Genomic DNA, 26582 nt, shown 5'->3' on the forward strand with positions numbered 1-26582 from the left:
AATGGCAGCATTGAAGAACCCTCTTTTCGACACGGCGACGACCCTGGGCAAGATCCTGGGGTTCCTTGCTGTCAGCGGTATTTGCGGTGTCCTGGTCGCTGGCCTGATGGTTCCCGCGGTGGCGGTGACGGGAACAACTGCCAGCAACTCCATCAGTTACTTCGATGATCTGCCCAGCGAGCTGAAGATCGACGCTCCCTCGCAGTCCACCAAGGTCCTCGCCAATGACGGCTCGGTCATCGCCACGTTCTACGACCAGAACCGCGTGCAGGTCGGGCTCGATGCCATGTCCCCCTTTATCAAGGAGGGTGTCATTGCCATTGAGGACTCCCGCTTCTACGAGCACGGCGGCATCGACAGCACCGGTATTCTCCGTGCACTGGTCGCCACTGCGCAGGGCGGCCGGCAGGGCGCTTCCACGCTGACACAGCAGTACGTCAACAACGTCATCATCGCCACGCAGGAGGCCAACGGGCAGTCGGACCAGATCAAGTTCGGAGCCGACAAGACCATCGGCGACAAAGTCCGCGAGATGAAGCTGTCCATCGCCCTGGAGAAGAAGTATTCCAAGGACGATATCCTCAAGGGTTACCTCAACATCGTCTACTTCGCCAACGGCGCCTACGGCATCGAGGCGGCTGCGAACCTGTACTTCGGCGTCTCCGCGAAAGATCTGACGCTGCCGGAGGCCGCCATGCTGGCCGGCGTCGTCAACAGTCCTACGTACTACGATCCGGTCAAGGAGCCGGACCATGCACTGGCCCGGCGCAACCTGGTTTTGGACAAGCTGCTGCAGACTGGAAAGATCAGCCAGGCCGATCACGACGCCGCCGTCGCCAGCCCGATTGCGTTGAACCTGCAGCCCAGCAAACAGGGCTGCATCTCCGCCGCGTCGGCGCCGTACTTCTGCGATTACGTCCGGCACACGATTTTGAACAACTCGGCCTACGGGAGCACACCCGAGGAGCGCCAGAAGTTCCTGGACCGCGGGGGTCTGACCATCCAGACGACCCTGGACCCGCGGCTGCAGACTGCGGCGCAGAATCAGGTCAATGACACCCAGCCTGCCGATGACCCGAATCAGAAGGGAACCTCGCTGACCACGGTGGAGCCCGGGACCGGCAAGATCCTCTCCATGGCCCAGAACACCATCTATTCCAATGTCGAAGCGCTCGGCAATACGAACCTGAACTTCAATGTGGACCAGGGCGACGGCGGCGGCGCCGGGTTCCAGCCCGGGTCAACCATGAAGACGGTTACGTTTGCCGAATGGCTCAACGAGGGCCACTCGATGAATGAGACGGTTGACGCGAGCCGCAGACTTTACCCGGGCAATTTCCCTTGGAAAGCGACCTGTGTGCCGGACCAGCACTACTTCGGCGCCTATGATCCGTCCGAGCCCGGCAGCTTCCTGCTGCCCAACGATGAACCGGGCTACTACTCGCCGATGACGGTGCTGAACGGCATCACGAAGTCCATCAACACCGCAACCTTTGCCTCGGCTGCCAAGCTGGATCTGTGCGGCCTCAACAGCATGGGTACGGCGATGGGCCTCCACGATGCCGGCAACGGAACGGCGCTGGACTGGACCAGCACCATCTCGAGCCTGATTGGTGGCGGAAAGAACGTCTCGCCCCTGACGATGGCCAACGGCTTCGCCACCTTTGCCAGCGGCGGCGTGTACTGCAACCCCACGGCCATCACCTCCATCACGGATTACCAGAACAAGACGTACCCCGTCCCGGGCGCGGACTGCAAGCAGACCATCAAACCCGAGGTCGCGGCGGGCGTGAACTACGCGCTGCAGGATGTGGTCACCAAGGGCTCCGCCTACGGGCTGGGCATCGGCACGCCAGCAGCAGCCAAGACCGGCACCACCGACGGCTCCGAGCAGACCTGGGTTATCGGCTACACGCCGAAGCTGGCGACGGCGTCCTGGTGGGGCTATTGGAAGGAAGGCGCCACCCGGTACGCGACGGACTACACCTACAAAGGCAAGTTCTACCCGCAGGTTGACGGTGCCTACATTGCCGGGCCGCAGTGGCAGAACTATATGAAACAAGCGGTCCAGTTCTACCCGGGCGGTACCTTCGTGGCGCCACCAACGAACCTGTTGGCTCCCCCATCCAACGGGAGGTCCACGCCACCGTCCAGCAGTCCTCCCGCCACCACGGCTCCAAAGCAGTAGCCGGCATGGCTGAAACATCCGCACACCGGCCCAACGGCTGGTTGGCCGCCCTTGCCGTGACGGCGGGGACGGCTGCCGCCTGCACCGCCTATGGAGCGCTGGTGGAACGCAACTGGTTTGAGCTGCGCCGAGAGACCGTACCCTGCCTGCCTGCCGGGTCCGGCCCGTTCACGGTACTGCACCTGTCCGACATCCATCTCAGCCCCGGACAGGGCAAGAAGACACGCTGGCTACAGAGTCTTGTTGAACTCAGCCCGGATCTGGTGGTGAACACCGGCGACAATCTCAGCCATGTCAACGCCATCCCGCCGCTATTGGAGGCACTGGGCCCGCTGATGGAGTTTCCCGGGGTCTTCGTTCCGGGATCCAATGACTACTTCGCCCCGATGCTGAAGAACCCGCTGTCGTATCTGACTGGTCCGTCCAAGCTGGCCGAAGGGAAAATTGCCAAACGCCAGCCCAAGAGGCTGGACACCGAAGGCCTGCACGCTGGCTTCGGCATGGCAGGGTGGATCAATCTGACCAACCGCCACCAGTCGATGGGACTCCGCGGGGTCCGCTTTGAGTTCACGGGCGTCGATGATCCGCATCTGAACCGGGAACGCTTTGCCGGCTGGCCCGCCGGATCGGGGCAAAACGCTTCCCCGCACGTGCGGATTGCGGTGGCGCACGCCCCGTACCAGCGCGTGCTCGACCGCTTCACGGAGGACGGCGCCGATCTGATCCTGGCTGGACACACACACGGCGGGCAGGTGTGCATCCCCGGTTACGGAGCGCTGGTCAGCAACTGCGATCTGCCCACCTGGCGGGCCAAGGGCCTCAACGATTGGGAACACAACGGCCGGACGACGCCGGTCAACGTCTCGGGCGGCATCGGTACCTCCAGCACCGCGCCCATCCGGTTCGCCTGCCGACCCGAAGCGGTCCTGCTCACGCTCACCGCCCGGGCCTAATTCGTCGCTGCATGGCGGGCTATGGAGGGTAGACTGCCCGCCATCTGGCTGTGCGCCGGCCGTCTTAGTCCCGCTTCCCCTCCCGTCCGCTCCGCTCCCCCAACTGGGTCGCAACCCCCCTTCCCCTCCCGTCCCCCAACTAGGTCGCAGTTGCGGCACTCAAACTCCGGTATGAGTGCCGCAACTGCGACCCAGTTTGGCCGGGGATGGTCTCGTTTCGCGATGCCGCACAAAATCCGCTATTCTTGAGAGGTTGCTTTTCCCGAACTTGAAAAAGGACGGGGAGGGACAGCGGATCGGGGTGTGGCGCAGTTTGGTAGCGCGCGTCGTTCGGGACGACGAGGCCGCAGGTTCAAATCCTGTCACCCCGACCAGAGTCTCTTTATTCGAACCATGGTTCAAGTAGATCGACTTTAGTTGAAACAACAGAGGTGGCGTCGAGAAATCGGCGCCATCTTTGTTTTCCGGGAACTGGTTGGAAAGTACGCCTGAAACGCCCAAAATGACCCCTTGTTCGGACGATTGGGTCGATCCATGGACGGACATCGCCAACGCGGGTTTGATCGATCGGTAGGCCGTTTGGGCCGCGAAGATGTCATCGAACGGTTGATTCATGTCTGTTCCAACCGAGCCGTTCTGATCCACAAGGAATCGGTGATAAAAGGATTCGTTGAGTAGCCGCCGGACCTTATCTGTCGCCTTCTCGTAGTAAGACTTCGGGTCGGCGATCTGATCAATCGCCTTGGCAAGAAGCTGACCACCTACCGCGATCTGCTCGCCGATGTTCGCCAGGCTGTCTTCGATGCGGGAACGTTGAACGCGCAGCTCATGCATTTTCTCCCGGACCTTCGACTGCGGCAGGATGCCATCGGCCGCAATGTCAACGAGCCGGCTCTCCTTGGCCTCAACTTCTTTGAGCTGGTTCCTGTACTTCGCGTACATCTCCTTTATGTCCTGCTGTTCACCAACAAGGGCTTCTTCGAGTCTGGCGCGAATGTCCTCCTCGAACTCCTTGTCCAGCACGAGCTGACCGTAGGATTCGGCCACACTATCTTCGACGAGGTAGGCGGGTAAATATGGAAGATCACACTGACCTTCCTGCCGAGCACGACAGAAAAAGTACTCGTGAACCGTACCTCCGCGCCCTTTCGCCTGCGTATAGATGACGCGGCTTTCCCGACCCTGCCGATGACACTTGCCGCAGTAGATCATCCCCTTGAGGAAGTGATTGTGAATGCGATCCCTGGTGCCTGATCCGCTGCGCGAGCTCATGATCTCCTGGACCTCATCGAAAAGGTCTTGCCCGATGATCGGCTCGTGGCGTCCCGGATAAGCATCGCCCTTGTAGACGACGTAACCGACGTAGTACGGATCTTTGAGCATCTGATGCAGCCGGCTGGCGGAGACTGGCTTCTCCGGGTATCGAGCTGTCCGACGGCTCGTCAAACCGAGGTCCGCCATCGTCGCTTCCAGCCGCTCGATGGAGTATTTCCCGGTGGCGTACAGTTCAAAGGCCTTGAGCACGAGCGGCGCTCTAGTTTCATCGAGCCCGACGCTGTTGATCATGCGTCCGTCGATGTCTTTTCGGATGTTGAGGTACCCGATCTTGGCCTTACCGACCGTGCCGCCATTAATGGCCTTGTTGCGCATCTTGATCCGGATGTCTTCACCGCTGAGCTGGTTCTGCACCTGGTTCATGATGTCGGTGACGGCTTCCATAGCTTCCGCGTACGTGCCCTCACCGAAGTCCTCACGGGCGGAAAGTAAGCGCACGCCCAGCTTGTCGAGATGACGCCGCGTGATGGCCGCATCGGTGAAGTTACGAAACGCACGCGAGCGGGCGTAAACAATCACATAGTCAACGTCGCGGTTGTCCTGCAGGAACTTCAGCAGAGCCTGGAAAACGGGTCGCTTCTCGATCGTTTGGGCCGACACACCGGGCTCCACGAATTCCTCCATGATGTCGGCGTTGACCGCTTCGGCCTTTTGACCACAGATGTCACGCTGCGTCGCGATGGAGTTCCCGTCCTTATCGATATCAACAGCTGTTTGGGTCTGCTTCTTGCTCGATACCCGAAGATACAGAACTGCCTTACGCGGTTTCAGTGCCTCGATTTCCTCGATGGTCATAGTCATACTCCTTGTGTTTGGGTGCGGTGATTCATGCGGTACTGCCATGAACGGGAGAACGGCGTGCTTTGGGGTGTGCAACGGGGGACGGGCTCGGCGATGCCTGTTTGGCGCAGTCGCACGGTCATCGCAGCTTCGGATACTTGAAAGTGTGCTGCGAGATCAGCCGTTCGCTGCATGCCACCGTAGTAGGCACGCTTGAGAAGCTTTTTCGGAACGAGCAGGCATCCGGCGAAGTAGTCAGCCGCTTGCTCGGCCTGTTCAGCAGGAGATGCGTCACGACTTCCGATATACAAAGCGTCGGCACGATTGTGGTCGATGATGTGCTTGTACTCGTGGGCAAGCGTGAAACGCTGACGGTTGTAATTCTCGTGCTTGTTGAGCTGGATGATCCAGTTGCTTCCGTTCCAGAAGCTGGCCCCTGAGACCGGAGCGTCGATCATCTCGATTTCAACCTTGGGCAGGTCGGCGATGAATTCAACTGGCACTGGACCGTCCTCGATGCCGTGGAGCGCCAAGAGTCGGATGGCTTGGTGCTCGGCCACCTGCCTTGCCTCAGAGTGGGAACGAACCTCTCGGTTCGGGATGAGCGCGCGGAGAGTAGCCAGAACGCTCCGTTCGATATATGTGGTGATATGTTCGTTGGTCATGGCTTTCTCCTTTCTCTGAGAAGTAGTTGGTTATTCGTCCTCGCCGGGTGCGGGCCCGGTATTTATATTGATGCCGTGCCGGGCGGCTACATCGCGAAAATGCTCTTCAATCTCACGGACTGCGCTGTCCGGCATGCCTTTGAATTTCGTGCGTAGGTACGGATTGAGCGTTGGTAGGTCGGAGCCGCGCAGCATGCTCGATTCGGCCAGGATGTCGGTCAGTGGAAGCTGGAGAACGTCGGCGATGGCGCGAAGATTGTCCATGCGGGGATTGGCAATCTGTCCCAGCTCTAGCCGGGTGATCGTTCCCTTCGCGACCCCTGCTTGCCGGGCGACTTCGCTCGCGGAAAGACCCAGCCTCTGCCGCTGCTTCCGGATTGTTTCGGCTAAGCCTTGAATGTCTTTTTTCTGCATTTGTTCTGTCTCCAATTTCTGTTTGTATTATGAATCGATCGTTCAATTCCTTCAACGATTTAAGCGAATTCCACAACAGAAATTTCGTCAAGGCAGGAAGGCCTTCCTAATATTCCGGAAGGTCAAATACGGCTATTGAAGACGTAGATTCCGGAGTCAGATTCGATCACGTAAATCTCACCGCTGAGTCGCAAGTCCTCGCCCATCGCGTCCGCGTCAATTTTGGCGTACGGCTTCAGTGACTCTGGCAGGTGTGCGTCAACTTCCTGCTGCCATCCCATGTCATCGATGATCCGCTCGGCGTATGCCTCCAGCGTGGGGTATTCGCCGAGGTAGGCCTCTTCGAAGTAGTGCCAATCTTCGGCGTCTAGGCCGGAGTAGTCCACCCATGCGGCGAAGGCGGGGCCATATTTGGTGATGCCTTCGGCCAGTGCAGTCTATCCAGGTGCCGAGCAGTCGCCCATTGTTGTAGTCAGCCAGCGATGCGACGTAGATGGCGGGGGTGGTGCCCCTGTCTCGTTCTGGAGTGGGCTCGGGTAGTTGTTCGTGGTTCATATGTCCTCCTTTCGTTTATGCGGTGGGTGGTGGCAAGGACAGCGGAGGCGCTCTCGATAGAGCGCTGCTCACGCCGTCCCTGCCGGTGGTGCTCGAACTAGCGTCCGCGTGCCGCGCGGGGCTTGGCCGCTTCCTGATCGGTGCCGAACAGCTGAGCGATAGCCTCCCGTCGGGCAGCAGCTTCTCGGTCGATTTCCGCGATGGCGGATTCGGCTTGAGATGCCAGATCAGTGTTCTCCTTGATGCCGGCGATGTGCGCCATCAAGGCCTTTCTGATCTCATCCGTGATCGTGCTTCCCCGCAGCTGCGCAATGAGCGTCAGCTGGATGTGGACCTCCGGTTCGAGCCGGATGGCAAGAGTCTTCACTCCTGCCGGGTTCTGGCGGTCCCCGCCAGTGGTAGGTGTCGTCATGACAACTCCTCGGATTGTGCGACCGGCGGGACTCCGGAATGGAATCCTCGTCACCGGCCGCAGCGCACCGACGAGCTGTCTGGGCGCTATCCGTTTGGTGGCGAACGCGAACGAGCTGCTGTGATCCGCTCTTGCGCTTCCCGAGCAAAGGTGGGATTCAGCTCGATACCCAACCAATTACGGCCGAGCGATTCAGCGACGACGGCGGTCGAGCCACTGCCAATGAAGGGGTCAAGGACGATGCCGGGCTCTGGATCCTCGTCGTGACTGCAGCCCGCCTGAAGTGCCAGCCGCATGGCGGTCTGCCCTAGCCTGCGGATTGGTCGTCGCCACGGTGCGCGGCAGATGGCGCAACGTGCTTCTGGGGTTCCGGCTTGAATACAACGGATAGCAAGCGGTTCAGGAAATGTGGCGTGGTGACTGCCCTTGCCAGCGGCCGTGGCGATTGTCCAGACGTCCCCAGGGTTCTTGCCGAGGGGATGGCCGACAATTCCACGAGCTTTCATGTCCGCAAGACCGGTCGTCGAATCGGCATTGGGCCCCCGCCACCTTTCCTTGGCGGGACGTCGCGATGAGGCACGAGGTGGCCGACCAGGCTTCGACAGATGCGGCACGCGAATGGCGTCGAGGTCGAAGTAGTAGCGTTCCTGCTTCGCGAACAGGTAGATCACCTCATGGGCCGCTGTCAGCCGGTCGCGCACGCTGGTTGGCATGGGATTCGGCTTGGCCCAGATGATCTTGTTGCGGACTATCCATCCATCGTCCTGCAGTAGCTGAGCTACGCGTTCTGGCACCAGAAGCAGGCTCTTGGACGGCGCGCCTTGGCGAGGATGGTTGGCGTACGTATCGCCGAGATTAAGCCAGAAGGTGCCCGTCGGGACTAAGACGCGGTCGATCTCGCGTGCAACGGCCCGAATCACGCCAGCCCACGCCTCCACATCTGCTTCGAGCCCCATCTGGCCGTCGGCATCATAGTCACGTAATCGGAAGTATGGTGGGCTCGTCAGGCACATATCCACCGATCCGGTCGGGAGCTTTCGGAGCTGGTCCAAAGCGTCCCCGACGTACAAGACGTTGACCGGTTCAGTCATGGCGAACCTCCCGGATGAGCTGAGCGGCGACCTCCTCCAAGGCGGTGATGCGGTAAAGCCCCCGGGTCACCCTGGCGTTCCGTTGCATTGCCGTCAGAAATGCTTGGCGGCGGCGCTCTGCCACGTTTGGGCGGTAGGCATCCATAGCCCAGACGACCTTTGGAAAGCCGCCGAATTCACGCTGTTCGATGCCCGTGTCGAGATATTCCTCGTACAACAGGCACTTGCCGAGGACGGTCGGCAGGCTCTCGTGACCAAGGTCCACTTCAACGAAGAACGCCTCAACATCCTGATCCCCGGGATGGGCAGCGAGCTCAACATACAGGTCTGGTCGAAGCACTTGACCGACGCCAAGGCGGTCCGTGTAGTGGCGACGGGCCTCGCCTTCCGGAGCCAGCTTTACGACCTCTGCGCCCGATTCGGATGCAGCGGCGATGATGCTGACAGCAACGTCGGCTATGGCCAGAGTGTGATCAAGGAATCGTGACGATGGCTCGTCGAAGCGCTTACGTCGGCGACTAGACTCCTGGTTCCGTTGAATGCGTTCGCCGGCTGTATCGATGAAGTAAACCAGCCCCTCCGAACCTGCCCGGACACCACCTATCCGCCGATTGAGGACGCCCAAAATGCGATGGCTTCGTAGTCTTGCCAGGACTCGGCGGCAGGTTCGAGCACCCGATTCTGCCGTCGCGTGCTCGGCAAAATGCAAGGTTTCGATGTGACGCGCCGTCAAGAAGCGATAGCGCTCCACAGACCACAGGACAGCGCGATCGCGTTCACTGAGCCGGCCTTCAATATCGTTCAAGCAACGCCGACTTATGCGCGGGCCAGTATGGGCTCCGGCGCTAGGTACAGCACCGGTATTCGGCGCCCCAATTGGTGCTAATTCTTCGCTGACCTGCGCAGATGTATCCGCTGGCATCGACGCGGTCGGGTAGCCGGCCGGTAGAGTCCGCTCGACAGTCATGGATGGCTCCTTCTACGGCGACCCTCAACTGCGCCGGACTCAGGAGAAGGAGTCAGAATGCTTCGAAGCCTACGTTCTATGACGTCTTTTGATTGACCGAACTGGCTGCGACTTAGGGCCCGGATCTTGTCCGGTGACGAGTTTGGCTTCGGGATGTCTAACGTGACGCCGGATGCCCAGTCAGTCACTGCGCTCTTGCGGACAAGCTGCGCGTAGATGTGACGCGACGGCAACGCCATGAAGTCTTCCGGTTCAAGACCAGGTGCCATGGCGGCGGCCGCCTTGGCGTCCCTGGATGCGAGTTGAAAGAAGACTCGGGATCGACAGTTGGCCTCGAATGCCGTGCGCATGCTTTGGGGCAACTGGTCGAGGTACTGGTGGGCCACATGGAACCCAGCGCCGAGACTGCGCGAAGTTGCCAGTGCATCCCCCATATCGGTCGGTAGTCGCAGATACTCCTGCACCTCATCGAGGTAGATCATGACCGGGTGGCGTTTCTTGGCTGCAATGCTGGCGCGTTCCTGAATGGCCTGCCACAGTTCGGCGACGACCATGGCTCCTAATAGTTGAGCGGCCTCGGGTCCGAGCACCCCTTTCTGAAGTGGGACGAGCAGAATCTTCCGCTCCGTCAGCACCTGGCGAAGATTGAACCGTGGCGTTGGCTGCGCCAATACGTGACGAAGATGCGGATCAAGCAACGGGCGTAGCTTATTCATTAGCGGTGCCGTCACCTGCGCACTGGCCTCTGGGGATAGTTGGTCATACCAGTGCCAGAAGGGTCCCGCCGAAAATGGGTCATCACTCGCGATCTGGCGGGTGACCGACTGCCGGAACTTTCTGTTGTTGAGCAGAATGGGCAGCATGGCCAAGCTGGCGTCCTCCCGCTGGGCGAGTGCCAATAGGGAGTGCCGCAGAATGTCCGAGCTTCGAGGACCGAGCTGGTCACCGTAGAGAGCGTGGAACGTGCCGAATAGCTGGTCGGCGACGAGAGCCGGACTCCGCCCGTGGCCATCGAGTGGATTGATCCCTACAGGCACGTCATCTAACGGATCCAGCACGATGACATCAGCCTGCCGCTCCGGGGGAACATGCTTTAGTACATCGCGAATCAGATCTTTGGGCTCGACGACGACACAGCTGCGCCCAGCTTTCATGTCCCCGATAATGAGTGAGAGCAGCATGGAACTCTTGCCCACACCGGTGGGTCCCATTGCCCACAGATGGTGGCAGCTATCCTTTGGCGCTAGGCCCAGCCGGGCATCGCCAGCACCGGGGGCTGTCGCCCGACCCACAATTCGATCTGCGTCCGACACCGTAAAAGACGGTCGGATCTGCCGTGGATGAGCTGGCGGCTGCCCAGGGTAGGCAACCTTACCCTCACCAACCGGCCATGCGCTGAGCAGGCCCACCTCGACGGCAGACAGCCGCTGACCGGAAGCGAAGCGCGGCCACTCAGAACTAGGGTTGTTCAGCTTATGGGTCTGATCAAAGCGGACACGAAAGCGGAGCCCTGGCGCCACCATCGAGCGGAATGCATTGACCACGCCGCCTATTAGGGCTCGCCGACGATCTTCCTCGAATGCGCTGACGCCGATGCGAACGAAGGTAGCGAAGCCATGGTCGCCTTGCTTCGCTTCGATGCGCCGGCTGATCGCCCGACGCTGCTCCGGCTGCACGCCAGTGAGGATAAGCGAGGTGATTCCCTGATCGACTTGGGCAACAGCATGAGGAGTCAGCTGAGGAATGAACCTCGGCCCCAATATGATCTGGACCACCAGGCTTTCGTTTCCATGGACGGCCGTCAGGCTAGCCAAGACAGCTCGTGTTGAACCTTCCGGATCCCGAGGCTCTAGAGCTTGTGCAGGCATGTTGACGGAAACCCGGCGGGCGGACTGGGCCGGTAACCGGGAAGCATCATCGGCGACAACGATGGCCCCAACGACCAGACGTTCGATGTCCCGGCGGACTGCAGGCGCCTGTCGTCGCTGCGTGCCAACCATGTAGCGGATGCCCTGTTTATCCGCTCGGGCCTCCAGAATGATTTGCGGTGCGTGACTCTGCGAACTCCATACACGCAGCAGGTTGATGGCCTGCTCATCGTCGAGCGGGCGGGGCCAGAAAATCTCCTGCCACACTAATTGTCGAAGGATAGGATCGGAACTATTCATCGTTCGAATCCTCCGCAGTACGCTGGACGCTTTTCTGCTCGTGCTGAATTTGGGCTTCCCGCTCTGCTTCCGCCTGAGCCATGGCGATGACGGCGCGACTCAACTTACGAAGGTCAGGACGATCGCGCTCGACTCCCCGGACGACAATCCGGCCGCCTCTACGCGGTCTAGCCTGACGACTCCGGCCAGGACGTTTGTTGCTAGTAGACATAGTTGATTCCCTCCTTCCTTCGGTGTTGTGATTGGCGGCAAACGTTCAACAAATTGAACGATGTCTGAGGCTTAGTATGCGTTCAATAAGTTGAACGTTCAAGCATTTTTGCGCAAATCACAACACCGACTGGAAGAGCTGTAGTTGCCGCGCTGCGGCGATGGATTTAGTACCTATTTCGGCGGTATTGGATGACTGCCCATACCGCCCAGATGATGGCAACGACGCCGACGCAGGCGATCAGAAACGGCAGGATGGACTGAAGCACCTGAATCGCGCAGTAAAGTGCGACAACGGCCAGCAGAACTGACATGCAGGCGCCAATCACCCGGTCAAACCAGGACCTGGGATTCGGATCAACGCTCATCGCTGACGCTCCATTTCCAGGTAAATGCCTGTGTTCAAACCGTGCCTCACGCAGTCGAGTGCGAACTGCAGCTGATCCCCGACGTACTGTTTCGTGACGGCATAGAACATGACTTGGCCGACGGCGTCGCCTTCGAATAGATGCCATTCAAGATCGTTCCGGCTAAATCCCGCGCGTTCGAATCGCCGCATCAGCCAGCGCGCCAGCTCGAACTCATTCGGAGACGAAAAGCTCAAACCCTGCTCAACGTGGGCAACATCGTGAACGTAGCGGTAGGCCATATTGACCTCCGGCGAGCCGAAAACCACGCTGCTGCTGTTCTCGTTGGAGACAGGTAGCGGGCGTCCATTCTTCTGCGAGGCGGCAAAGGCTTCGCACAGATCTTTGTACTTTTCCGGCGCGTCATTTGCCGGTTCCCATCCGAAGTACAGACGGCCCTCAATCTTGTGGGCCTGGTCGATGACATAGTCAGAGAGTCGCTTTTGCGCTGCGACAAGCTCACTTGACGTAAATGATTCGGGCATGACAAGTAACCCCTTTCTAGAGGCATGTAAAAAGTGGTGTAGCAGCCGAGCTATCGAACTTAGCGGCCAGCCGTTACTGACGCCGGCGCATGTCCCGCAGGGCTTGTTGATACGCCGCATCGAGGCGGCTAACCGTTTCGTGGGAATCCTCGGTGATGCCGAAAATCTGATCCTGAGACTGAGCCATCCGGTCGCGCCAGTAGTCAGCAACGACAAGGTACGCGGCCGCAATGGAAGCTGCGCAGGTGATCATGATGGCAATCCAGAAGATGGCAGTCATGACCGCCGCGGCCCCTTCGGCCAGGTTTCCAGCGCCGTCAGAGCCATGGCCGACATCTGCTGCGAAATTAAGCGCAGATGCCGCGCTGTCGCTGGCGAGTCAGCCTTGACTGCCCTCGCTGCGGAGTCCAACTCATCCACCAGCGTCGCGATCCGCCCGATAAACAGACGGACAGCGGCCTCGTGCTGCAGCACTTCGGGCTCCATGTAGTCAATGGGCTTCAGCGGATTTACAAATTCGTGCTTCATGGCCGAACCCCGCTACCGCTGGAGCCGGCGTACTTCCCACGCCGCGTACTCGGCGAAGGAATCTGCGATGTAGTTGAGCCGCTCCGATGTGCGCGGATCGCCGTCGGACTGGAACTGCACCTCCCGGCTCAACATACCGGTCAGGTGCATACCTGTTGCGGCGACATAGCCGGCGGCCTGGACACGCGCCGCTGTGACGAGGCCGTTGGCCACTTCGGCGTTCTGGCGGCGCTGGAGAGACTTGCCCTCGGAACGCGAGAACCCCTCGGGGGCGCTGAAGGGGGTGATCTTGCCACTTGGGCGAGGAATAAGTTCAGACATCGGTATGCCTTCCTGCTTAGAAATTCGGTTCGCCCTCTTGAGCGAAAGCCGTACATCCAGCATGCAGTAGCATAGTGGCGGCGTCACTGACACTAAACTGACACCCTACTGGGGCTGTTCACAAACAGCCGGCAAGGACGAACCGCAGGAAACGACTGATGGCAGATGACCCGATACGAGAGGAGATCCACAAGGAGCTACGGACGTTTCGGCGCGGCCTCGGTCCGCTCACACGGCAGCGATTGTCGGGACACGATCAGCTGACAGACTTCGTCGGGCACGGGAGCGAGGAGCAGACGTTCGATGTACTTATGCACCTTGCGGCTATACACGACGACGGCGAGGACGGCACGATCCGCGCGTTCTTCGAGACGAGTGGGATGGATACCGCAGGAGACAACCTTGACCAGCGACTTAAGGAATGTTCCCGGAAGCGCTTCGTGACGGAGCGTACAATTCTTCGCCGCAGTGACAGAGGTGCCGTTCAACTCAGCGAGATAATCCGCGACGGGTATTTATATGACCGTCCGCTCGGTAATGTATATGCAGCTCAAGTTGAGAACCAGAGCGAGAGCATATCTTCGGTTGGCATCAGCATAGAGGTGCCGGAGGGCATGGCATATCGCCGGCCGAAGGTGTTTATCGAGGGCGTGGAGCAAGATCTTCCTTTCGCGCTTGGGGAATCAAACTTGTCCCACATGCTAAGAGCATTCGAGTCGATCAGTGTCTCTCTCGATCCTTCTGGGCCGGACCTCGACGAGCCGGTTACGACTATAGAAATTCACTGGGTTATGCCCGTTTGGGTGAGTTGGATGCTTGGTGCTCACTTCATGAACCCTGGCCTCTTTGCGACCGTAAGCGTAGAGCGTAACAGTTCGGCCCGAATAGATGTCCGTCGCGTCGAATTTAAGACCCGTAATACAGAGTCGGCGGTGTCAGCGAAATGATATGAAGCGAATTACTGACCGCCGCCTCACCCAATGATTTACGAAAAAGGCAATTCAGGTTAAAATCAGAGCAGATGTCGCGTCCGGTGGGAGCAAAGCTCCCGGGCAGCGACGCTCCACCTGAAGAGCACGCGGTGCACTGCTGCACAGATCTGTCAGTGCTCGCTGCTAAGTTGATTACGAAGCCTCAGGGGATCACGTAAGCGCGCACGCGCAAGGAGTTTAGACACAACCATGGCCGGAGTCACCAAGGAAGCGCAGCGCGCGGAGCTACACAAGACGATCTGGCGGATCGCGAACGACCTGCGCGGAAGCGTCGATGGTTGGGACTTCAAGAGCTACGTGCTCGGGATCCTCTTCTACCGCTACATCTCAGAAAACCTCACGGCCTACATCAACGAGGGTGAGCGAAAGGCCGGTCACCCGGACTTCGACTATGCAGAACTAGCGGACTCGGAAGCCGAGTTTGGGCGCAAAGAGACAGTCGCTGAGAAGGGTGTCTACATCCTCCCCTCTGAGCTCTTCGCCAACGTACGTAAGCGCGCTGCGAACGATGAAAACCTCAACGAGACGCTCGAAAACGTATTCAAGAACATAGAGGGCTCGGCCGTCGGTACTGATGCCGAGGACGATCTAAAGGGTCTCTTCGACGACCTCGATGTCAACTCTGGCAAGCTCGGTCACACGGTCGCCAAGCGGAACGAAAAGCTCGTGAAGCTTCTTGACGCCATCGGTGATCTTACGCTGGGCAATTTTTCCGACCACACAATCGACGCTTTCGGTGATGCCTACGAGTACCTCATGCAGATGTACGCATCAGCTGCGGGTAAATCCGGTGGTGAGTACTACACCCCTCAAGAGGTGTCAGAGCTACTCGCCCGCCTCACGGTGGTAGGCAAGACATCCGTGAACAAGGTCTACGACCCGGCCTGTGGCTCAGGCTCCCTACTTCTAAAGTTCGCAAAAGTACTTGGCAAGGAAAACGTCCGCCAGGGCTTTTATGGCCAGGAAATCAACCTGACCACCCACAACCTCGCCCGGATCAACATGTTCCTACACGACCTCAACTACGAAAAGTTTAATCTCGCCCACGGCGATACCCTAATCGATCCCGCGCATTGGGACGACGAACCCTTTGAAGCGATCGTCTCCAACCCTCCTTACTCGATCAGGTGGGATGGCGATTCGAACCCGCTCCTAATCAACGATCCTCGTTTCGCTCCCGCAGGTGTTCTGGCGCCCAAATCGAAGGCTGATCTAGCCTTCACGATGCACATCCTGTCTTGGCTCGCCGTGGACGGAACGGCCGCGATCGTCGAGTTCCCCGGAGTGCTCTACCGATCCGGAGCGGAACAGAAAATACGCAAGTACCTCATCGACAACAACTATGTCGACGCAGTGATTCAGCTCCCGCCCGACCTCTTCTTCGGCACCACAATTGCGACCTGCATCATCGTTTTGAAGAAATCCAAGAAGGATAATGCAGTCCTCTTTATCGACGCCTCAGCAGAGTTTGTGCGAGGTGGAAATAAGAACAAACTTACTGAGGAAAACCAGCGAAAAATTCTCGAGGGCTTCATCGCGCGCGGAGAAATCGATCATTTCACACGGCTTGTCACGAACGAAGAGATATCTGCGAATAACTACAACATTGCAGTTTCCTCCTATGTAGAGCAACTAGACACGCGTGAAGTAACCGACATCACCGAATTGAACGCGAGTATCGCCCAGGGTGTTACGCGCCAGCAGGAACTTCGCACAGCCATAGATGAAATCATCGCGAGCTTGGATGGTTCTCTGTGAACCGAATCGACAAGCTTGTCCAAGAACTCTGCCCCGAAGGCGTTCGGTACGAACCCCTGTCTGGTATAGGTGAATGGTTTGGAGGTGGTACACCTTCGAAAGCTCGAACGGCTTATTGGGAGAACGGCACCATACCTTGGATCTCACCGAAGGATATGAGCGGTAGGTCAATCATCGATTCAACTGTCGACCACATCACCGAGGCCGCCGTTCAGGGATCTGCAACTAGGCTCGTACCAGCCAATTCAATCGCCATGGTCGTCCGCTCTAGCATCCTCGATCGGATCCTACCCACCGCACTAGTCCCTGTCCCTGCTGCGCTCAACCAGGATATGAAAGCAGTAGTGCCCCGAGAAGACATTTTGCCGGGTTATATTCTCCATCAACTACGCGCACGAGGACAGGAAATCCTTCGATTCGCTCGCAAGACTGGCGGATCGGTTTCGTCGATTGAAAGTGCCAAACTCTTCTCATTCCGCATCCCCATTCCGCCCGTTGCAGTCCAACAGGAAATTGTGAGCGTTTTTGACGCATTCGCGACGCTCGAATCGGAGTTGGAATCGCAGCTCGCAACGGAGTTGGATGCTCGTCGCCGGCAGTATGCACACTACCGCGACTCTCTCTTGGCGTTTACTGACTCGGACACTCCAAAGCTCCCCCTAGGTGAGTTCTCGACTCTTGTCCGTGGGAACGGTATGCCAAAAACCGACTTCACCGACTCTGGCGTTGCGGCTATCCACTATGGACAGATTTACACCCATTACGGCACCTCAGCTACGGAGACCATGTCCTTCGTATCTCCCGAGAAAGCAACCAAGCTTGCCAAGGTAGACCCCGGCGACTTGGTAATTACAAATACGAGCGAAAACCTGGAAGACGTCGGCAAAACAGTGGCTTGGCTTGGACAGGAGCAAGCTGTTACGGGTGGCCATGCCACTGTTATTAAACACCAACAAAATTCTAAATACCTTGCGTACTACTTTCAGACAACCGAGTTCGCAGTCGCAAAGCGAAAATACGCATCGGGCACAAAGGTGATCGACGTGTCGGCCAAAAGCCTCGCGAAGATCGCGATCCCCCTACCACCAGTCAGCGAGCAAGAACGCATCGTCGCAATTCTCGACAAGTTCAGTTCGTTAGTGAACGACCTCAGCACCGGTCTTCCAGGGGAAATTGCCGCCCGTCGAAAGCAATACGAGTATTACCGCGAGAAGGTGCTTACGTTTGAGGAGATCGCGGCATGAGTGAAGCAATGACTAGAAAATATGACCCGATTGCAGTCAGTAGTGAAAGTACGGTCGTTGCCGAGTACATCCCGGACAGTCCAATCGATGCGGCCTATCAATCTGAGGCCGATCTTGAGCGTGAATTCATCAAGCTCTTGCAGTCTCAGGCTTACGAGTACTTGCCCGTCACGAGCGAGCCGCAACTCATTACGAACCTCCGTGCGCAGCTGGAAGTACTGAATCGCACCACCTTCAGCGACAGCGAATGGGATACCTTCTTCACGGAGCGAATTATAGGCGCTAATGATGGCATTGCCGAGAAGACCCTACGACTTCAGGAAGACCACGTTCAGCTACTGCGACGCGATGACGGCTCGACGAAGAACATCCTGCTCATCGACAAGGCGAATATCCATAACAACCGCCTTCAGGTCATAAACCAGTACGAGATCGGACAGGGCGAAGGCGGTGCTGCACGTTCCACACGCTACGACGCAACCGTGCTGGTCAACGGTCTTCCTATGGTCCACATCGAGCTGAAGCGCCGTGGTGTCGATATCCGCGAAGCGTTCAACCAGATCGACCGCTATCAGCGCGATAGTTTTTGGGCTGGGTCCGGCTTGTTCGAGTACGTGCAGCTGTTCGTCATCAGTAACGGGACGCTGACGAAGTATTACTCCAACACGACTCGTCGTCAGCATTTGGCCGATGCCGCCGGCTTGAAGAAAGCGCGAAAGACATCGAACTCATTTGAGTTCACCTCGTGGTGGGCCGACGCTCAGAATAAGCCGATTCAGGATCTGACAGCGTTTGCAAAAACGTTCTTTGCAAAGCACACCATCTTGAACCTGCTCACGAAATACTGCGTCCTAACAGCTGACCGGATGCTGCTGGTCATGCGGCCGTACCAGATCGTGGCCACGGAGCGGATCCTGCAGAAGATCGACATCTCGACAAACTACAAGCAGCTGGGTTCCGTCGTTGCAGGCGGCTATGTCTGGCATACCACAGGCTCGGGCAAGACGCTGACGAGCTTCAAGACCGCGCAGCTTGCCTCGAAACTTCCTACCGTGAACAAGGTGCTGTTCGTCGTGGACCGCAAGGACCTCGACTATCAGACGATGCGCGAGTATGACCGGTTCGAGAAGGGCGCAGCCAACTCAAACACCTCGACAGCAGTACTCAAGAAGCAGCTTGAGAACCCCCAGGCGCGGATTATCATCACAACCATCCAGAAGCTTGCGACGTTTATCAAGGCGAACGCCGGACACGAGATCTACTCAGGCCACGTTGTGATCATCTTCGACGAATGCCACCGTTCACAGTTCGGTGATATGCATACCGCGATTACTAAGGCTTTCAAGCGCTATAACCTCTTCGGCTTCACTGGCACGCCAATCTTCGCCGCAAATGCGGGCAGCGGTGGCAACCCGCAGCTAAAGACTACTGAGCAGGCGTTTGGCGACAAGTTGCACACCTACACGATCGTTGACGCGATCACCGATAAAAATGTTCTGCCGTTTCGTATTGACTACGTCAACACCATCAAGCTTCCGGAAGGTCTCACGGACAAACAGGTGTCCGCCATCGACACAGAGCAGGCACTGCTTGCACCGGAGCGGCTACGGCAGGTCACCGCCTACATACTTGAGCACTTCGACCAGAAAACGAAGCGAGCTCAGCACTACTCGCTCGCTGGCAAGCGAATGCATGGTTTCAATGCGCTCTTCGCGACCGCCTCGATTGAGGCCGCCAAGCGCTACTACAATCAGTTCTTCATACAGCAACGTGACCTCCCGCCAGCTCGTCAGCTAAAGGTTGGTCTCATCTACTCCTACGCAGCGAACGAAGCAGTGGAAGATGGCGCTCTGGACGAGGAGGGCTTCGAAACAACTGCACTCGATGCCTCGTCGCGAGACTTCCTGGAGGACGCAATCCAGGACTACAACGACATGTTCGGCACCAGCTTTGACACCTCCGCTGACAAGTTCCAGAACTACTACAAGGACCTCTCGCTGCGTCTCAAGCAGCGCGAGATCGACGTCGTCATTGTGGTCAACATGTTCCTTACTGGATTCGACGCCACGACACTGAACACGCTTTTCGTCGACAAGAATCTGCGGGCACATGGTCTCATTCAGGCATATTCGCGAACCAACCGCATTCTCAACTCAGTCAAGACCTACGGCAACATCATCACGTTCCGCGATCTCGAGGAAGAGACCAACGACGCCATTGCGCTCTTTGGTAACAAGAATGCCCAGGGCATCGTGATCCTCAAGCCATACGCCGAGTATTACGACGAGTACGCCGACAAAGTCACTGAGCTATTGGAGAACTTCCCGCTCGGTACGCCGATCGTCGGCGAGGCGGCACAAAAGGCGTTTATCGCCCTCTTCGGCACCATCCTTCGGCTCCAGAATATCCTGACGTCTTTTGACGACTTTGCCGGCCAAGAGATTCTGACAGATCGACAAGGCCAGGACTACCGCAGCGTCTACTTGGACCTTTATGCCGAGTTCCGCCGCGACAAGGACTCGGCCAAGGAGTCGATAAATGACGATGTCGTGTTCGAAATTGAGCTCATCAAACAGGTTGAAATCAACGTTGATTACATCCTCATGCTTGTGCAAAAGTATCGCGACGAGCGCGGTGATGGCGACGACAAGGAAATCCGCGCTGAAATTTCGCGTGCCGTCGATGCCAGCCCGAGCCTACGCAACAAGAAGGATCTCATCGAAGCGTTCGTGGATTCGGTCTCGGCTACCGGTGAAATCGACGAAGAGTGGCGCGCTTTCATCGCCGGCCGCAAAGAAGCCGAACTTGATGCGATCATCGAGTCTGAGAGCCTGAGACCGGAAGAGACCCGCGTGTTTGTCGAGACAGCCTTCCGTGACGGCAGCATCCAGACAACAGGCACTGCGATCACGAAGGTACTCCCTCCAGTGTCGCGATTCTCAGCCAAGGGCGGTCATGGCGAGAAGAAGCAGCGTGTGCTTGAGAAACTAGGCGCCTTCTTCGAGCGGTTCTTTGGACTCAGCTCAGGCGGAGGCGAGTGATGACATCCAAACCTTCTTCCATGATCAAGATCGTGTATTTCGATGAGGAGTCGGCCTCGGATTACCTTGACATCTCCGTTGGCGGTAAGTCGGTCTCGACCAGCGAGCATGTCAAGGAACGCACCAGGGACATGCAGGCGCGGGTCGAGACGAGCGTGGCGGCGAAGCTTAGCTGGCTTCCCTTTATCGGTGCGTCGGCCGAGACAAGCGCCGGAGTTGATGTATCAAGCGCTGGACGGAGCCTTCTTAGTAAGACGCTGTCCAACACAATCTTGACTGATTATCTCGCGCAGGTCACGGACGACGAGCGGATTACGCGGCTGAGCGGTCTGCGCGTGACCGCCCCCGAGGACTCAATGGCGTACATGAAGATGTTCACGCCGTATATGGTCATCGCCAAAACCGAGGACCAGGGCATCGATCTAGCGCGGCTCGACGAAGCCCTCGCGGGCGCTAAAGGCTACTACGAACTGCTTGGTGAGGATGCAAATGGCTCGAAGCGCGTACTACGATTCAACATCAAAGCGTTCCGGAACAACTACGGCCTGACCGACCTCAGCCGGATGCGGCTCGTCTTCCATGGCGTTCTCGTCGGACAAACAACAGAACATGGTCTCGGCATGCAGGCGGAGATGTCGGTCGAAACAGACAATCAGCCATTGACCGCGGCTGAACTCGTCGATGGCAAGCTCGCCAAAAGTGATGATCTCCTCGACGTCTACGACGTGATCCTCGCAGGAGTCCAGCATGACGGGTGATATCAAGGTGACCCTCTATTACGGTCCGATGTCGTGGTTCGAGGAGCAGCTCGGGAAGAAGAAGCGCGAGGGGTTATTTGAGATCGTCAACGAGCGTGACGAGGCCAACCGCCGCCACACCCACGTCGTTGAAGGCCAGCAGGCGCCTGATCCTGAGGAAACCGCACCTCGGCCGAAGCGCGTTGTGTCAGAGTCCAGCGACTATGCGAGCTTGAACGAGCACGTCATCACGAATTTCGCGGGGCTGATCCGCACAGTCAATCCCGAGCACCTGCATCTACACAACCCTCCGGCGAATGTTCACGCTCAGCTTGAACGTGCCTTCCCTACCGACGTGAAACGGTACGAATACCCCGCGGTGACGCGGGAGACCCTCGTCCGATTTCGTGATGGCTTTGCAGGCCACTTAGTTGGTCAGGCTGCCGTAAAGGAATCCTTGCTCGCCGCACTGTATCCGCTCACTACGACCCGACATACCAAGCCGGTGGTATTGATGTTCTACGGCCCGTCCGGAGTCGGCAAAACCGAGACTGCCCAGTTCGTCAATGACCTACTTGTCGGCACGCTGATGCGCAAGCAGTTCTCCATGTTCCACAACGAGAAGTTCGCCTCGTATCTGTTCGGGGGAACACACTCGGAAGCCTCATTCGCACACGACCTGCTCGACCGAGAATCTGGTGTCATTTTGATCGACGAGTTCGATAAGGCGAACTCCGTCTTCCACAGCGCATTCTATCAACTCTTTGACAGCGGCGTATTTGAGGACAAGAACTATAGCGTGCAGCTTGGGTCATCCCTGATCATCTGCACTTCGAACTACAGCTCCGAGAACAATATCCGCGAGGCGCTCGGCGACGCCCTCTATTCTCGGTTCGATTCTCTGGTTCGATTCAATCCACTATCTAAGGACGAGATCAGGCAAGTCATAGACCGACTCGTCGAGAATCGTTTCACCAAACTCGCGCCAGATGAACAATCTCGACTGGAGCGCGACGAGATCAAGGCCACTCTGTACCCGCTAGCCGACAAATCTGGCAACGTCCGAAAGCTCGGCAAGTAGTCGACGAAGTTATCTCCTTGGTACTTGTACGCGCTGTATTGAGTGAAGAGGCGCCGATCAGCCCAGCGCCGCCCAGTGAGAGGAGCTTGGTGCATGAGGGTTAGACAATTAGAAATAGAACACTTCCGGGGCATCGCGACGGGACGCGTGGTATTCCAACAGCACACGCTGCTGGTTGGTGGAAACAATATCGGCAAGTCCACCGTATGCGAGGCGCTGGAACTCGTGCTAGGACCGGAGCGCCTCTACCGTCGACCCGTTATTGACGAGCATGATTTCTTTCGCGGTGACTATCGGGGCGACGGCGACAACCCCCGTGAGATACGCGTTCGTGCCGTACTGACGGACCTATCAGATGAGCAGTTGCGACGCTTCTTCCAACATGTCCGACGCTGGGATGATGCAAGCCTCTCCTTCCTCGACGAGGAGCCGGGCGGACTCGCATCAGCAGATGGCGACGGCACAACTTGGGCGCTTCCTGTCGTGTTCATCGGGCGCTACGACCGCGATGAGGACGACTTTATCGGTGAGACGTTCTTTGACCACCCAACGCCAGAGCTGGACGAACTCGACGAGGATGAGCGCGCCTCACTCGGCGGCGGCAGAGCACCATTCACTCGCGGTCACAAGCGCCTCTGTGCATTTGTGTTCCTTCGAGCTCTGCGCACTGGAACTCGAGCACTCAGTATGCAGCGCGGCTCTCTACTAGTGTAGTGTCTCAGTTTTGTTTTGTGGCTTGGAGGGCTACGCGTCCGCGGCGGACTTTTTCGATGATGGAGTCGGCGGTCGCTGTCCAAATCAGCGGCGTGGGGTTCTCGTTGTTGACGCGGATGTAGGCTTCGATTTTCTCGATTAAATCCGGCACCGAGTGGAAGACCCCGCGGCGCAGTGCCCTCTCCGTGAGGTCCCTGAACCAGCGCTCCACCAGGTTCAGCCAGGAGGAGGTTGGGGTGAAATGCAGGTGAAACCGCGGGTTCTTCTCCAGCCACGCTTTCACGTTCGAATGCTTATGGGTCGCATAGTTGTCCACTATGAGGTGGATTTGAAGGCCCTTGGGGACCTCCTTCTCGATGGTTTTTAGAAACCCCAGGAATTCATCGTGCCGGTGCTTGGGCACGCAGGATCCCAGGACCTTTCCCGTGGCGACCTCCAAGGCCGCGAAGAGCGTGGTGGTTCCGTTGCGCTTGTAGTCATGCGTTACGGTCTCGGCCCGACCCCTGACCATCGGCAGGGACGGTTGGGAACGGTCAAGAGCCTGGATCGAGGTCTTCTCATCCATGCAGAAAACCATCGCGTTCTCCGGCGGATTCAGGTACAGCCCGCACACATCAATGAGCTTCTCGTCAAAGTTCGGATCGGTGGAGAGCTTGAACGTCTTGATCAGGTGCGGCTTCAGCCCACGTGCCGCCCAAATCCGCTGCACCTGCGCCGGAGACACACCGACACGTGCCGCCATGGACCGCACCGACCAATGCGTCGCACCCTCCGGTTTGGAAAACCGCGTCAATTCAACGATTTCGGCGATCTTCGACTCCGGGATCGCCGGCTTGCGCCCCCGCCCCTCCTTGACCTTGCCGAACTCCTTCAGCCCTTCCCCTACGAACCGGGCACGCCAAGCCCGCACCGTCGCCGGGCTTACACCCACCACCCGGGAGATCCACTCGTTAGCCAGGCCCTCGGCAGCCATCAGGAGAACCTGCGCCCGCTGCACCTCGCGATGTGAAGCAAGCCGAGACTTGGACAGGGCCTCCAAGACCTGGTGCTGGGCGTCGGTGAGGGTCAATGCGGGAGCTGGATTCGACATGTTCCCAGCTTAATCCACAAGTCATAAACTATTTTGGAGACACACCACTAGTGTAGTGTCTCAGTTTTGTTTTGTGGCTTGGAGGGCTACGCGTCCGCGGCGGACTTTTTCGATGATGGAGTCGGCGGTCGCTGTCCAAATCAGCGGCGTGGGGTTCTCGTTGTTGACGCGGATGTAGGCTTCGATTTTCTCGATTAAATCCGGCACCGAGTGGAAGACCCCGCGGCGCAGTGCCCTCTCCGTGAGGTCCCTGAACCAGCGCTCCACCAGGTTCAGCCAGGAGGAGGAGGTTGGGGTGAAATGCAGGTGAAACCGCGGGTTCTTCTCCAGCCACGCTTTCACGTTCGAATGCTTATGGGTCGCATAGTTGTCCACTATGAGGTGGATTTGAAGGCCCTTGGGGACCTCCTTCTCGATGGTTTTTAGAAACCCCAGGAATTCATCGTGCCGGTGCTTGGGCACGCAGGATCCCAGGACCTTTCCCGTGGCGACCTCCAAGGCCGCGAAGAGCGTGGTGGTTCCGTTGCGCTTGTAGTCATGCGTTACGGTCTCGGCCCGACCCCTGACCATCGGCAGGGACGGTTGGGAACGGTCAAGAGCCTGGATCGAGGTCTTCTCATCCATGCAGAAAACCATCGCGTTCTCCGGCGGATTCAGGTACAGCCCGCACACATCAATGAGCTTCTCGTCAAAGTTCGGATCGGTGGAGAGCTTGAACGTCTTGATCAGGTGCGGCTTCAGCCCACGTGCCGCCCAAATCCGCTGCACCTGCGCCGGAGACACACCGACACGTGCCGCCATGGACCGCACCGACCAATGCGTCGCACCCTCCGGTTTGGAAAACCGCGTCAATTCAACGATTTCGGCGATCTTCGACTCCGGGATCGCCGGCTTGCGCCCCCGCCCCTCCTTGACCTTGCCGAACTCCTTCAGCCCTTCCCCTACGAACCGGGCACGCCAAGCCCGCACCGTCGCCGGGCTTACACCCACCACCCGGGAGATCCACTCGTTAGCCAGGCCCTCGGCAGCCATCAGGAGAACCTGCGCCCGCTGCACCTCGCGATGTGAAGCAAGCCGAGACTTGGACAGGGCCTCCAAGACCTCGTGCTGGGCGTCGGTGAGGGTCAATGCGGGAGCTGGATTCGACATGTTCCCAGTTTAATCCACAAGTCATAAACTATTTTGGAGACACACCACTAGACACCATCCTTCGGATCGGTGGCGATGGCGCGTCAGAGATGTGGCAGGATGCACTCGGGTCGCTGCAGGCCCTGGACCCAGCAATCGGAGAGATCGAGCAGCTCAAGGCGATTCGAGAGAGGATCCGGACTCGCCTCGGTAAGTTCGTCAATCTTGCGCCAGGCGAAGATTCCGCCGCCTTCTTTGCGTCGGATCTTACACGCGAGCACCTGCGCGAAGTTGTCAGGCTCTTCGTCGCAACCCAGCCAAGCAACCACTCCGTGCCCTTCGCCAAGCAAGGCACCGGCTCGATCAACCTGTTGGTCTTCGCTCTGCTAACGATTATCGCCGATCTCAAGGAGGATAAATCGGTCATTTTCGTAATGGAGGAGCCGGAGATCGCTCTTCCACCCCACACCCAGCGGCGCGTCACTAAGTATGTAGTGCAGCAAATGGGACAATCAATCGTCACCTCTCACTCGCCCTACGTGATCGAGCAGTTCGACCCAGAGAACGTGGTTATTCTCTCGCGCGACGGCAATACGTTCTCAGGCACACCGATAAACACCGCGAGCGTTAAGCCGAAGACTTATCGCTCGCAGCGCCGACAATTCGCGGAAGGAATCCTGAGTCGCGCCGTGTTCGTTCTCGAGGGCCAGACAGAGATGGTTGCAGTACACGCCGTCTCGACCGCGCTTGAACATTTCCGAGAGGACTACTCGCACATCGACCTCAGCGGCGTATCCCTATTCAATGCGGGGAGCGACCGCGAAGTGCCTCGATACGCGCCGATCTTCAAAGCACTCGGCAAGCGGGTCTACGGCATGCGCGACAAACTGAATGTTCCAGATGCAGCGGACGCCGCGGAGAATATCGAATCTTTCGACAGTTTTTGGGAGTCGCCCGAGGCGGGCATTGAACAGATCCTCGTAAAGCAGGTTCCAACGCGCGTGCTACGAAGCTTTCTTGATGAGGTAGTACAGCGCGACGACTATCCGACAAGTCATCCGTACGTAGCAGCGCAGGTTGCGGATGATGAAGTGGCTGATCTGACGGCGAAGGTATTAAAGGCTCGTAAGGGTGATGCGTTTGGCTTCGGCTATACAGGCACACTCATCGAACAATGCCAGACAGAAGCAGACCTGCCCGCGTTCATACGCAATGCGCTTCTGGTTATAGATCAGCAACTCGCACATGAGCCTGAGCTCGCCCTGGATGAGGATGACCCTATACGGGAAGACGCCCTGGAACCCGAGGAGTAGACATC

26 protein-coding genes, 1 tRNA gene and 1 pseudogene are annotated in these 26582 nt (G+C 58.1%); 12 read left to right on the plus strand and 16 right to left on the minus strand.

What is annotated here, in order from left to right; all coding sequences use genetic code 11:
• Position 1 precedes the first annotated feature (1 nt).
• The 4 genes from ACLLJI_RS18915 to ACLLJI_RS18930 all read left to right on the plus strand — a co-directional run bounded on the left by ACLLJI_RS18915 (position 2) and on the right by ACLLJI_RS18930 (position 4215).
• Complete coding sequence (locus ACLLJI_RS18915; RefSeq protein WP_434615594.1) at positions 2–2188, plus strand: transglycosylase domain-containing protein; 2187 nt, start codon at positions 2–4, stop codon at positions 2186–2188.
• A gap of 5 nt (positions 2189–2193) precedes the next feature.
• Entirely contained in the window at positions 2194–3141 is a 948-nt protein-coding gene (locus ACLLJI_RS18920; protein ID WP_434615596.1) for a metallophosphoesterase, read from the plus strand.
• A gap of 297 nt (positions 3142–3438) precedes the next feature.
• Positions 3439–3515: transfer RNA gene (locus ACLLJI_RS18925), tRNA-Pro, on the plus strand.
• 454 nt (positions 3516–3969) lie between these two features.
• Positions 3970–4215: a hypothetical protein gene (locus tag ACLLJI_RS18930; protein WP_434615599.1), complete on the plus strand. Its 246-nt coding sequence runs from the start codon at positions 3970–3972 to the stop codon at positions 4213–4215.
• Positions 4216–4461: 246 nt separating this feature from the next.
• Here the strand turns inward: ACLLJI_RS18930 and ACLLJI_RS18935 are convergent.
• The 14 genes and pseudogenes from ACLLJI_RS18935 to ACLLJI_RS19000 all read right to left on the minus strand — a co-directional run.
• Positions 4462–5319 (minus strand): annotated as a pseudogene (locus tag ACLLJI_RS18935) (recombinase family protein); the annotation flags it as partial.
• The gene (locus tag ACLLJI_RS18940; RefSeq protein ID WP_434615602.1) at positions 5274–5921 is read right to left on the minus strand and encodes an ImmA/IrrE family metallo-endopeptidase; all 648 of its coding nucleotides are present in this window, start codon (positions 5919–5921) and stop codon (positions 5274–5276) included. The gene ACLLJI_RS18940 and the pseudogene ACLLJI_RS18935, both read right to left, overlap by 46 nt.
• A gap of 30 nt (positions 5922–5951) precedes the next feature.
• Positions 5952–6335, minus strand: coding sequence for a helix-turn-helix domain-containing protein (locus ACLLJI_RS18945; protein ID WP_434615605.1), 384 nt, complete (start codon positions 6333–6335; stop codon positions 5952–5954).
• A 122-nt stretch (positions 6336–6457) separates the two neighbouring features.
• Positions 6458–6721 carry an antirestriction protein ArdA gene (locus ACLLJI_RS18950; RefSeq protein WP_434615608.1) on the minus strand — a complete coding sequence of 88 codons (264 nt, stop codon included), beginning with the start codon at positions 6719–6721 and terminating at the stop codon, positions 6458–6460.
• Complete coding sequence (locus tag ACLLJI_RS18955) at positions 6618–6890, minus strand: antirestriction protein ArdA (RefSeq protein ID WP_434615611.1); 273 nt, start codon at positions 6888–6890, stop codon at positions 6618–6620. The genes ACLLJI_RS18950 and ACLLJI_RS18955 overlap by 104 nt, the downstream gene beginning before the upstream one ends.
• A gap of 97 nt (positions 6891–6987) precedes the next feature.
• The gene (locus ACLLJI_RS18960; RefSeq protein WP_434615614.1) at positions 6988–7302 is read right to left on the minus strand and encodes a hypothetical protein; all 315 of its coding nucleotides are present in this window, start codon (positions 7300–7302) and stop codon (positions 6988–6990) included.
• 86 nt (positions 7303–7388) lie between these two features.
• On the minus strand, positions 7389–8393 hold the full coding sequence (locus ACLLJI_RS18965; RefSeq protein ID WP_434615617.1) for a DNA-methyltransferase: 1005 nt from the start codon (positions 8391–8393) through the stop codon (positions 7389–7391).
• Positions 8386–9198 (minus strand): replication-relaxation family protein, encoded by an 813-nt coding sequence (locus tag ACLLJI_RS18970; protein WP_434615620.1) that lies wholly within the window; start codon positions 9196–9198, stop codon positions 8386–8388. Before ACLLJI_RS18970 ends, ACLLJI_RS18965 begins: the two co-directional genes overlap by 8 nt.
• A gap of 158 nt (positions 9199–9356) precedes the next feature.
• Positions 9357–11528 carry a type IV secretory system conjugative DNA transfer family protein gene (locus ACLLJI_RS18975; protein WP_434615623.1) on the minus strand — a complete coding sequence of 724 codons (2172 nt, stop codon included), beginning with the start codon at positions 11526–11528 and terminating at the stop codon, positions 9357–9359.
• Between the two features lie 377 nt (positions 11529–11905).
• Positions 11906–12106 (minus strand): hypothetical protein, encoded by a 201-nt coding sequence (locus ACLLJI_RS18980; protein ID WP_434615626.1) that lies wholly within the window; start codon positions 12104–12106, stop codon positions 11906–11908.
• Positions 12103–12630 (minus strand): hypothetical protein, encoded by a 528-nt coding sequence (locus ACLLJI_RS18985; protein WP_434615629.1) that lies wholly within the window; start codon positions 12628–12630, stop codon positions 12103–12105. Before ACLLJI_RS18985 ends, ACLLJI_RS18980 begins: the two co-directional genes overlap by 4 nt.
• A 73-nt stretch (positions 12631–12703) precedes the next feature.
• Positions 12704–12910, minus strand: a complete 207-nt coding sequence (locus ACLLJI_RS18990) for a hypothetical protein (protein WP_434615632.1) — start codon at positions 12908–12910, stop codon at positions 12704–12706.
• The gene (locus ACLLJI_RS18995; RefSeq protein WP_434615635.1) at positions 12907–13158 is read right to left on the minus strand and encodes a hypothetical protein; all 252 of its coding nucleotides are present in this window, start codon (positions 13156–13158) and stop codon (positions 12907–12909) included. The genes ACLLJI_RS18990 and ACLLJI_RS18995 overlap by 4 nt, the downstream gene beginning before the upstream one ends.
• Positions 13159–13170: 12 nt before the next feature.
• Complete coding sequence (locus ACLLJI_RS19000; protein WP_434615638.1) at positions 13171–13479, minus strand: hypothetical protein; 309 nt, start codon at positions 13477–13479, stop codon at positions 13171–13173.
• A gap of 158 nt (positions 13480–13637) precedes the next feature.
• Here ACLLJI_RS19000 and ACLLJI_RS19005 point away from each other — a divergent pair, with 158 nt between their 5' ends.
• The 7 genes from ACLLJI_RS19005 to ACLLJI_RS19035 all read left to right on the plus strand — a co-directional run bounded on the left by ACLLJI_RS19005 (position 13638) and on the right by ACLLJI_RS19035 (position 23046).
• On the plus strand, positions 13638–14426 hold the full coding sequence (locus ACLLJI_RS19005; protein WP_434615641.1) for a hypothetical protein: 789 nt from the start codon (positions 13638–13640) through the stop codon (positions 14424–14426).
• 234 nt (positions 14427–14660) lie between these two features.
• Positions 14661–16229, plus strand: coding sequence for a type I restriction-modification system subunit M (locus tag ACLLJI_RS19010; protein WP_434615644.1), 1569 nt, complete (start codon positions 14661–14663; stop codon positions 16227–16229).
• Complete coding sequence (locus ACLLJI_RS19015) at positions 16226–17473, plus strand: restriction endonuclease subunit S (protein WP_434615647.1); 1248 nt, start codon at positions 16226–16228, stop codon at positions 17471–17473. The genes ACLLJI_RS19010 and ACLLJI_RS19015 overlap by 4 nt, the downstream gene beginning before the upstream one ends.
• Positions 17470–20514 (plus strand): type I restriction endonuclease subunit R, encoded by a 3045-nt coding sequence (locus ACLLJI_RS19020; protein WP_434615650.1) that lies wholly within the window; start codon positions 17470–17472, stop codon positions 20512–20514. Before ACLLJI_RS19015 ends, ACLLJI_RS19020 begins: the two co-directional genes overlap by 4 nt.
• 20 nt (positions 20515–20534) lie before the next feature.
• Positions 20535–21272 (plus strand): DUF6414 family protein, encoded by a 738-nt coding sequence (locus ACLLJI_RS19025; protein WP_434615653.1) that lies wholly within the window; start codon positions 20535–20537, stop codon positions 21270–21272.
• Complete coding sequence (locus ACLLJI_RS19030) at positions 21262–22332, plus strand: AAA family ATPase (RefSeq protein WP_434615656.1); 1071 nt, start codon at positions 21262–21264, stop codon at positions 22330–22332. The genes ACLLJI_RS19025 and ACLLJI_RS19030 overlap by 11 nt, the downstream gene beginning before the upstream one ends.
• A 93-nt stretch (positions 22333–22425) precedes the next feature.
• Entirely contained in the window at positions 22426–23046 is a 621-nt protein-coding gene (locus ACLLJI_RS19035) for an AAA family ATPase (RefSeq protein WP_434615659.1), read from the plus strand.
• A gap of 4 nt (positions 23047–23050) precedes the next feature.
• Here ACLLJI_RS19035 and ACLLJI_RS19040 read toward each other — a convergent pair whose 3' ends face one another.
• Entirely contained in the window at positions 23051–24136 is a 1086-nt protein-coding gene (locus ACLLJI_RS19040; protein WP_434615662.1) for an IS630 family transposase, read from the minus strand.
• 60 nt (positions 24137–24196) lie between these two features.
• A complete protein-coding gene (locus ACLLJI_RS19045; protein ID WP_434615665.1) occupies positions 24197–25285 on the minus strand; it encodes an IS630 family transposase in 1089 nt (362 codons plus the stop codon).
• A gap of 89 nt (positions 25286–25374) precedes the next feature.
• Here ACLLJI_RS19045 and ACLLJI_RS19050 point away from each other — a divergent pair, with 89 nt between their 5' ends.
• Entirely contained in the window at positions 25375–26577 is a 1203-nt protein-coding gene (locus ACLLJI_RS19050; RefSeq protein WP_434615668.1) for an ATP-dependent nuclease, read from the plus strand.
• Positions 26578–26582: the final 5 nt, after the last annotated feature.

The organism is Arthrobacter sp. A5, from assembly GCF_051131705.1.
GTDB lineage: Bacteria > Actinomycetota > Actinomycetes > Actinomycetales > Micrococcaceae > Arthrobacter_M.

Bases quoted from the DNA above. Each gene is read 5' to 3' on its own strand.
- ACLLJI_RS18915 (WP_434615594.1), top strand. From the start codon at position 2: ATGGCAGCATTGAAGAACCCTCTTTTCGACACGGCGACGACCCTGGGC.
- ACLLJI_RS18920 (WP_434615596.1), top strand. From the start codon at position 2,194: ATGGCTGAAACATCCGCACACCGGCCCAACGGCTGGTTGGCCGCCCTT.
- ACLLJI_RS18930 (WP_434615599.1), top strand. From the start codon at position 3,970: ATGCATTTTCTCCCGGACCTTCGACTGCGGCAGGATGCCATCGGCCGC.
- ACLLJI_RS18940 (WP_434615602.1), bottom strand. From the start codon at position 5,921: ATGACCAACGAACATATCACCACATATATCGAACGGAGCGTTCTGGCT.
- ACLLJI_RS18945 (WP_434615605.1), bottom strand. From the start codon at position 6,335: ATGCAGAAAAAAGACATTCAAGGCTTAGCCGAAACAATCCGGAAGCAG.
- ACLLJI_RS18955 (WP_434615611.1), bottom strand. From the start codon at position 6,890: ATGAACCACGAACAACTACCCGAGCCCACTCCAGAACGAGACAGGGGC.
- ACLLJI_RS18960 (WP_434615614.1), bottom strand. From the start codon at position 7,302: ATGACGACACCTACCACTGGCGGGGACCGCCAGAACCCGGCAGGAGTG.
- ACLLJI_RS18965 (WP_434615617.1), bottom strand. From the start codon at position 8,393: ATGACTGAACCGGTCAACGTCTTGTACGTCGGGGACGCTTTGGACCAG.
- ACLLJI_RS18975 (WP_434615623.1), bottom strand. From the start codon at position 11,528: ATGAATAGTTCCGATCCTATCCTTCGACAATTAGTGTGGCAGGAGATT.
- ACLLJI_RS18980 (WP_434615626.1), bottom strand. From the start codon at position 12,106: ATGAGCGTTGATCCGAATCCCAGGTCCTGGTTTGACCGGGTGATTGGC.
- ACLLJI_RS18985 (WP_434615629.1), bottom strand. From the start codon at position 12,630: ATGCCCGAATCATTTACGTCAAGTGAGCTTGTCGCAGCGCAAAAGCGA.
- ACLLJI_RS18990 (WP_434615632.1), bottom strand. From the start codon at position 12,910: ATGACTGCCATCTTCTGGATTGCCATCATGATCACCTGCGCAGCTTCC.
- ACLLJI_RS18995 (WP_434615635.1), bottom strand. From the start codon at position 13,158: ATGAAGCACGAATTTGTAAATCCGCTGAAGCCCATTGACTACATGGAG.
- ACLLJI_RS19000 (WP_434615638.1), bottom strand. From the start codon at position 13,479: ATGTCTGAACTTATTCCTCGCCCAAGTGGCAAGATCACCCCCTTCAGC.
- ACLLJI_RS19005 (WP_434615641.1), top strand. From the start codon at position 13,638: ATGGCAGATGACCCGATACGAGAGGAGATCCACAAGGAGCTACGGACG.
- ACLLJI_RS19010 (WP_434615644.1), top strand. From the start codon at position 14,661: ATGGCCGGAGTCACCAAGGAAGCGCAGCGCGCGGAGCTACACAAGACG.
- ACLLJI_RS19020 (WP_434615650.1), top strand. From the start codon at position 17,470: ATGAGTGAAGCAATGACTAGAAAATATGACCCGATTGCAGTCAGTAGT.
- ACLLJI_RS19025 (WP_434615653.1), top strand. From the start codon at position 20,535: ATGATCAAGATCGTGTATTTCGATGAGGAGTCGGCCTCGGATTACCTT.
- ACLLJI_RS19030 (WP_434615656.1), top strand. From the start codon at position 21,262: ATGACGGGTGATATCAAGGTGACCCTCTATTACGGTCCGATGTCGTGG.
- ACLLJI_RS19035 (WP_434615659.1), top strand. From the start codon at position 22,426: ATGAGGGTTAGACAATTAGAAATAGAACACTTCCGGGGCATCGCGACG.
- ACLLJI_RS19040 (WP_434615662.1), bottom strand. From the start codon at position 24,136: ATGTCGAATCCAGCTCCCGCATTGACCCTCACCGACGCCCAGCACCAG.
- ACLLJI_RS19045 (WP_434615665.1), bottom strand. From the start codon at position 25,285: ATGTCGAATCCAGCTCCCGCATTGACCCTCACCGACGCCCAGCACGAG.
- ACLLJI_RS19050 (WP_434615668.1), top strand. From the start codon at position 25,375: ATGTGGCAGGATGCACTCGGGTCGCTGCAGGCCCTGGACCCAGCAATC.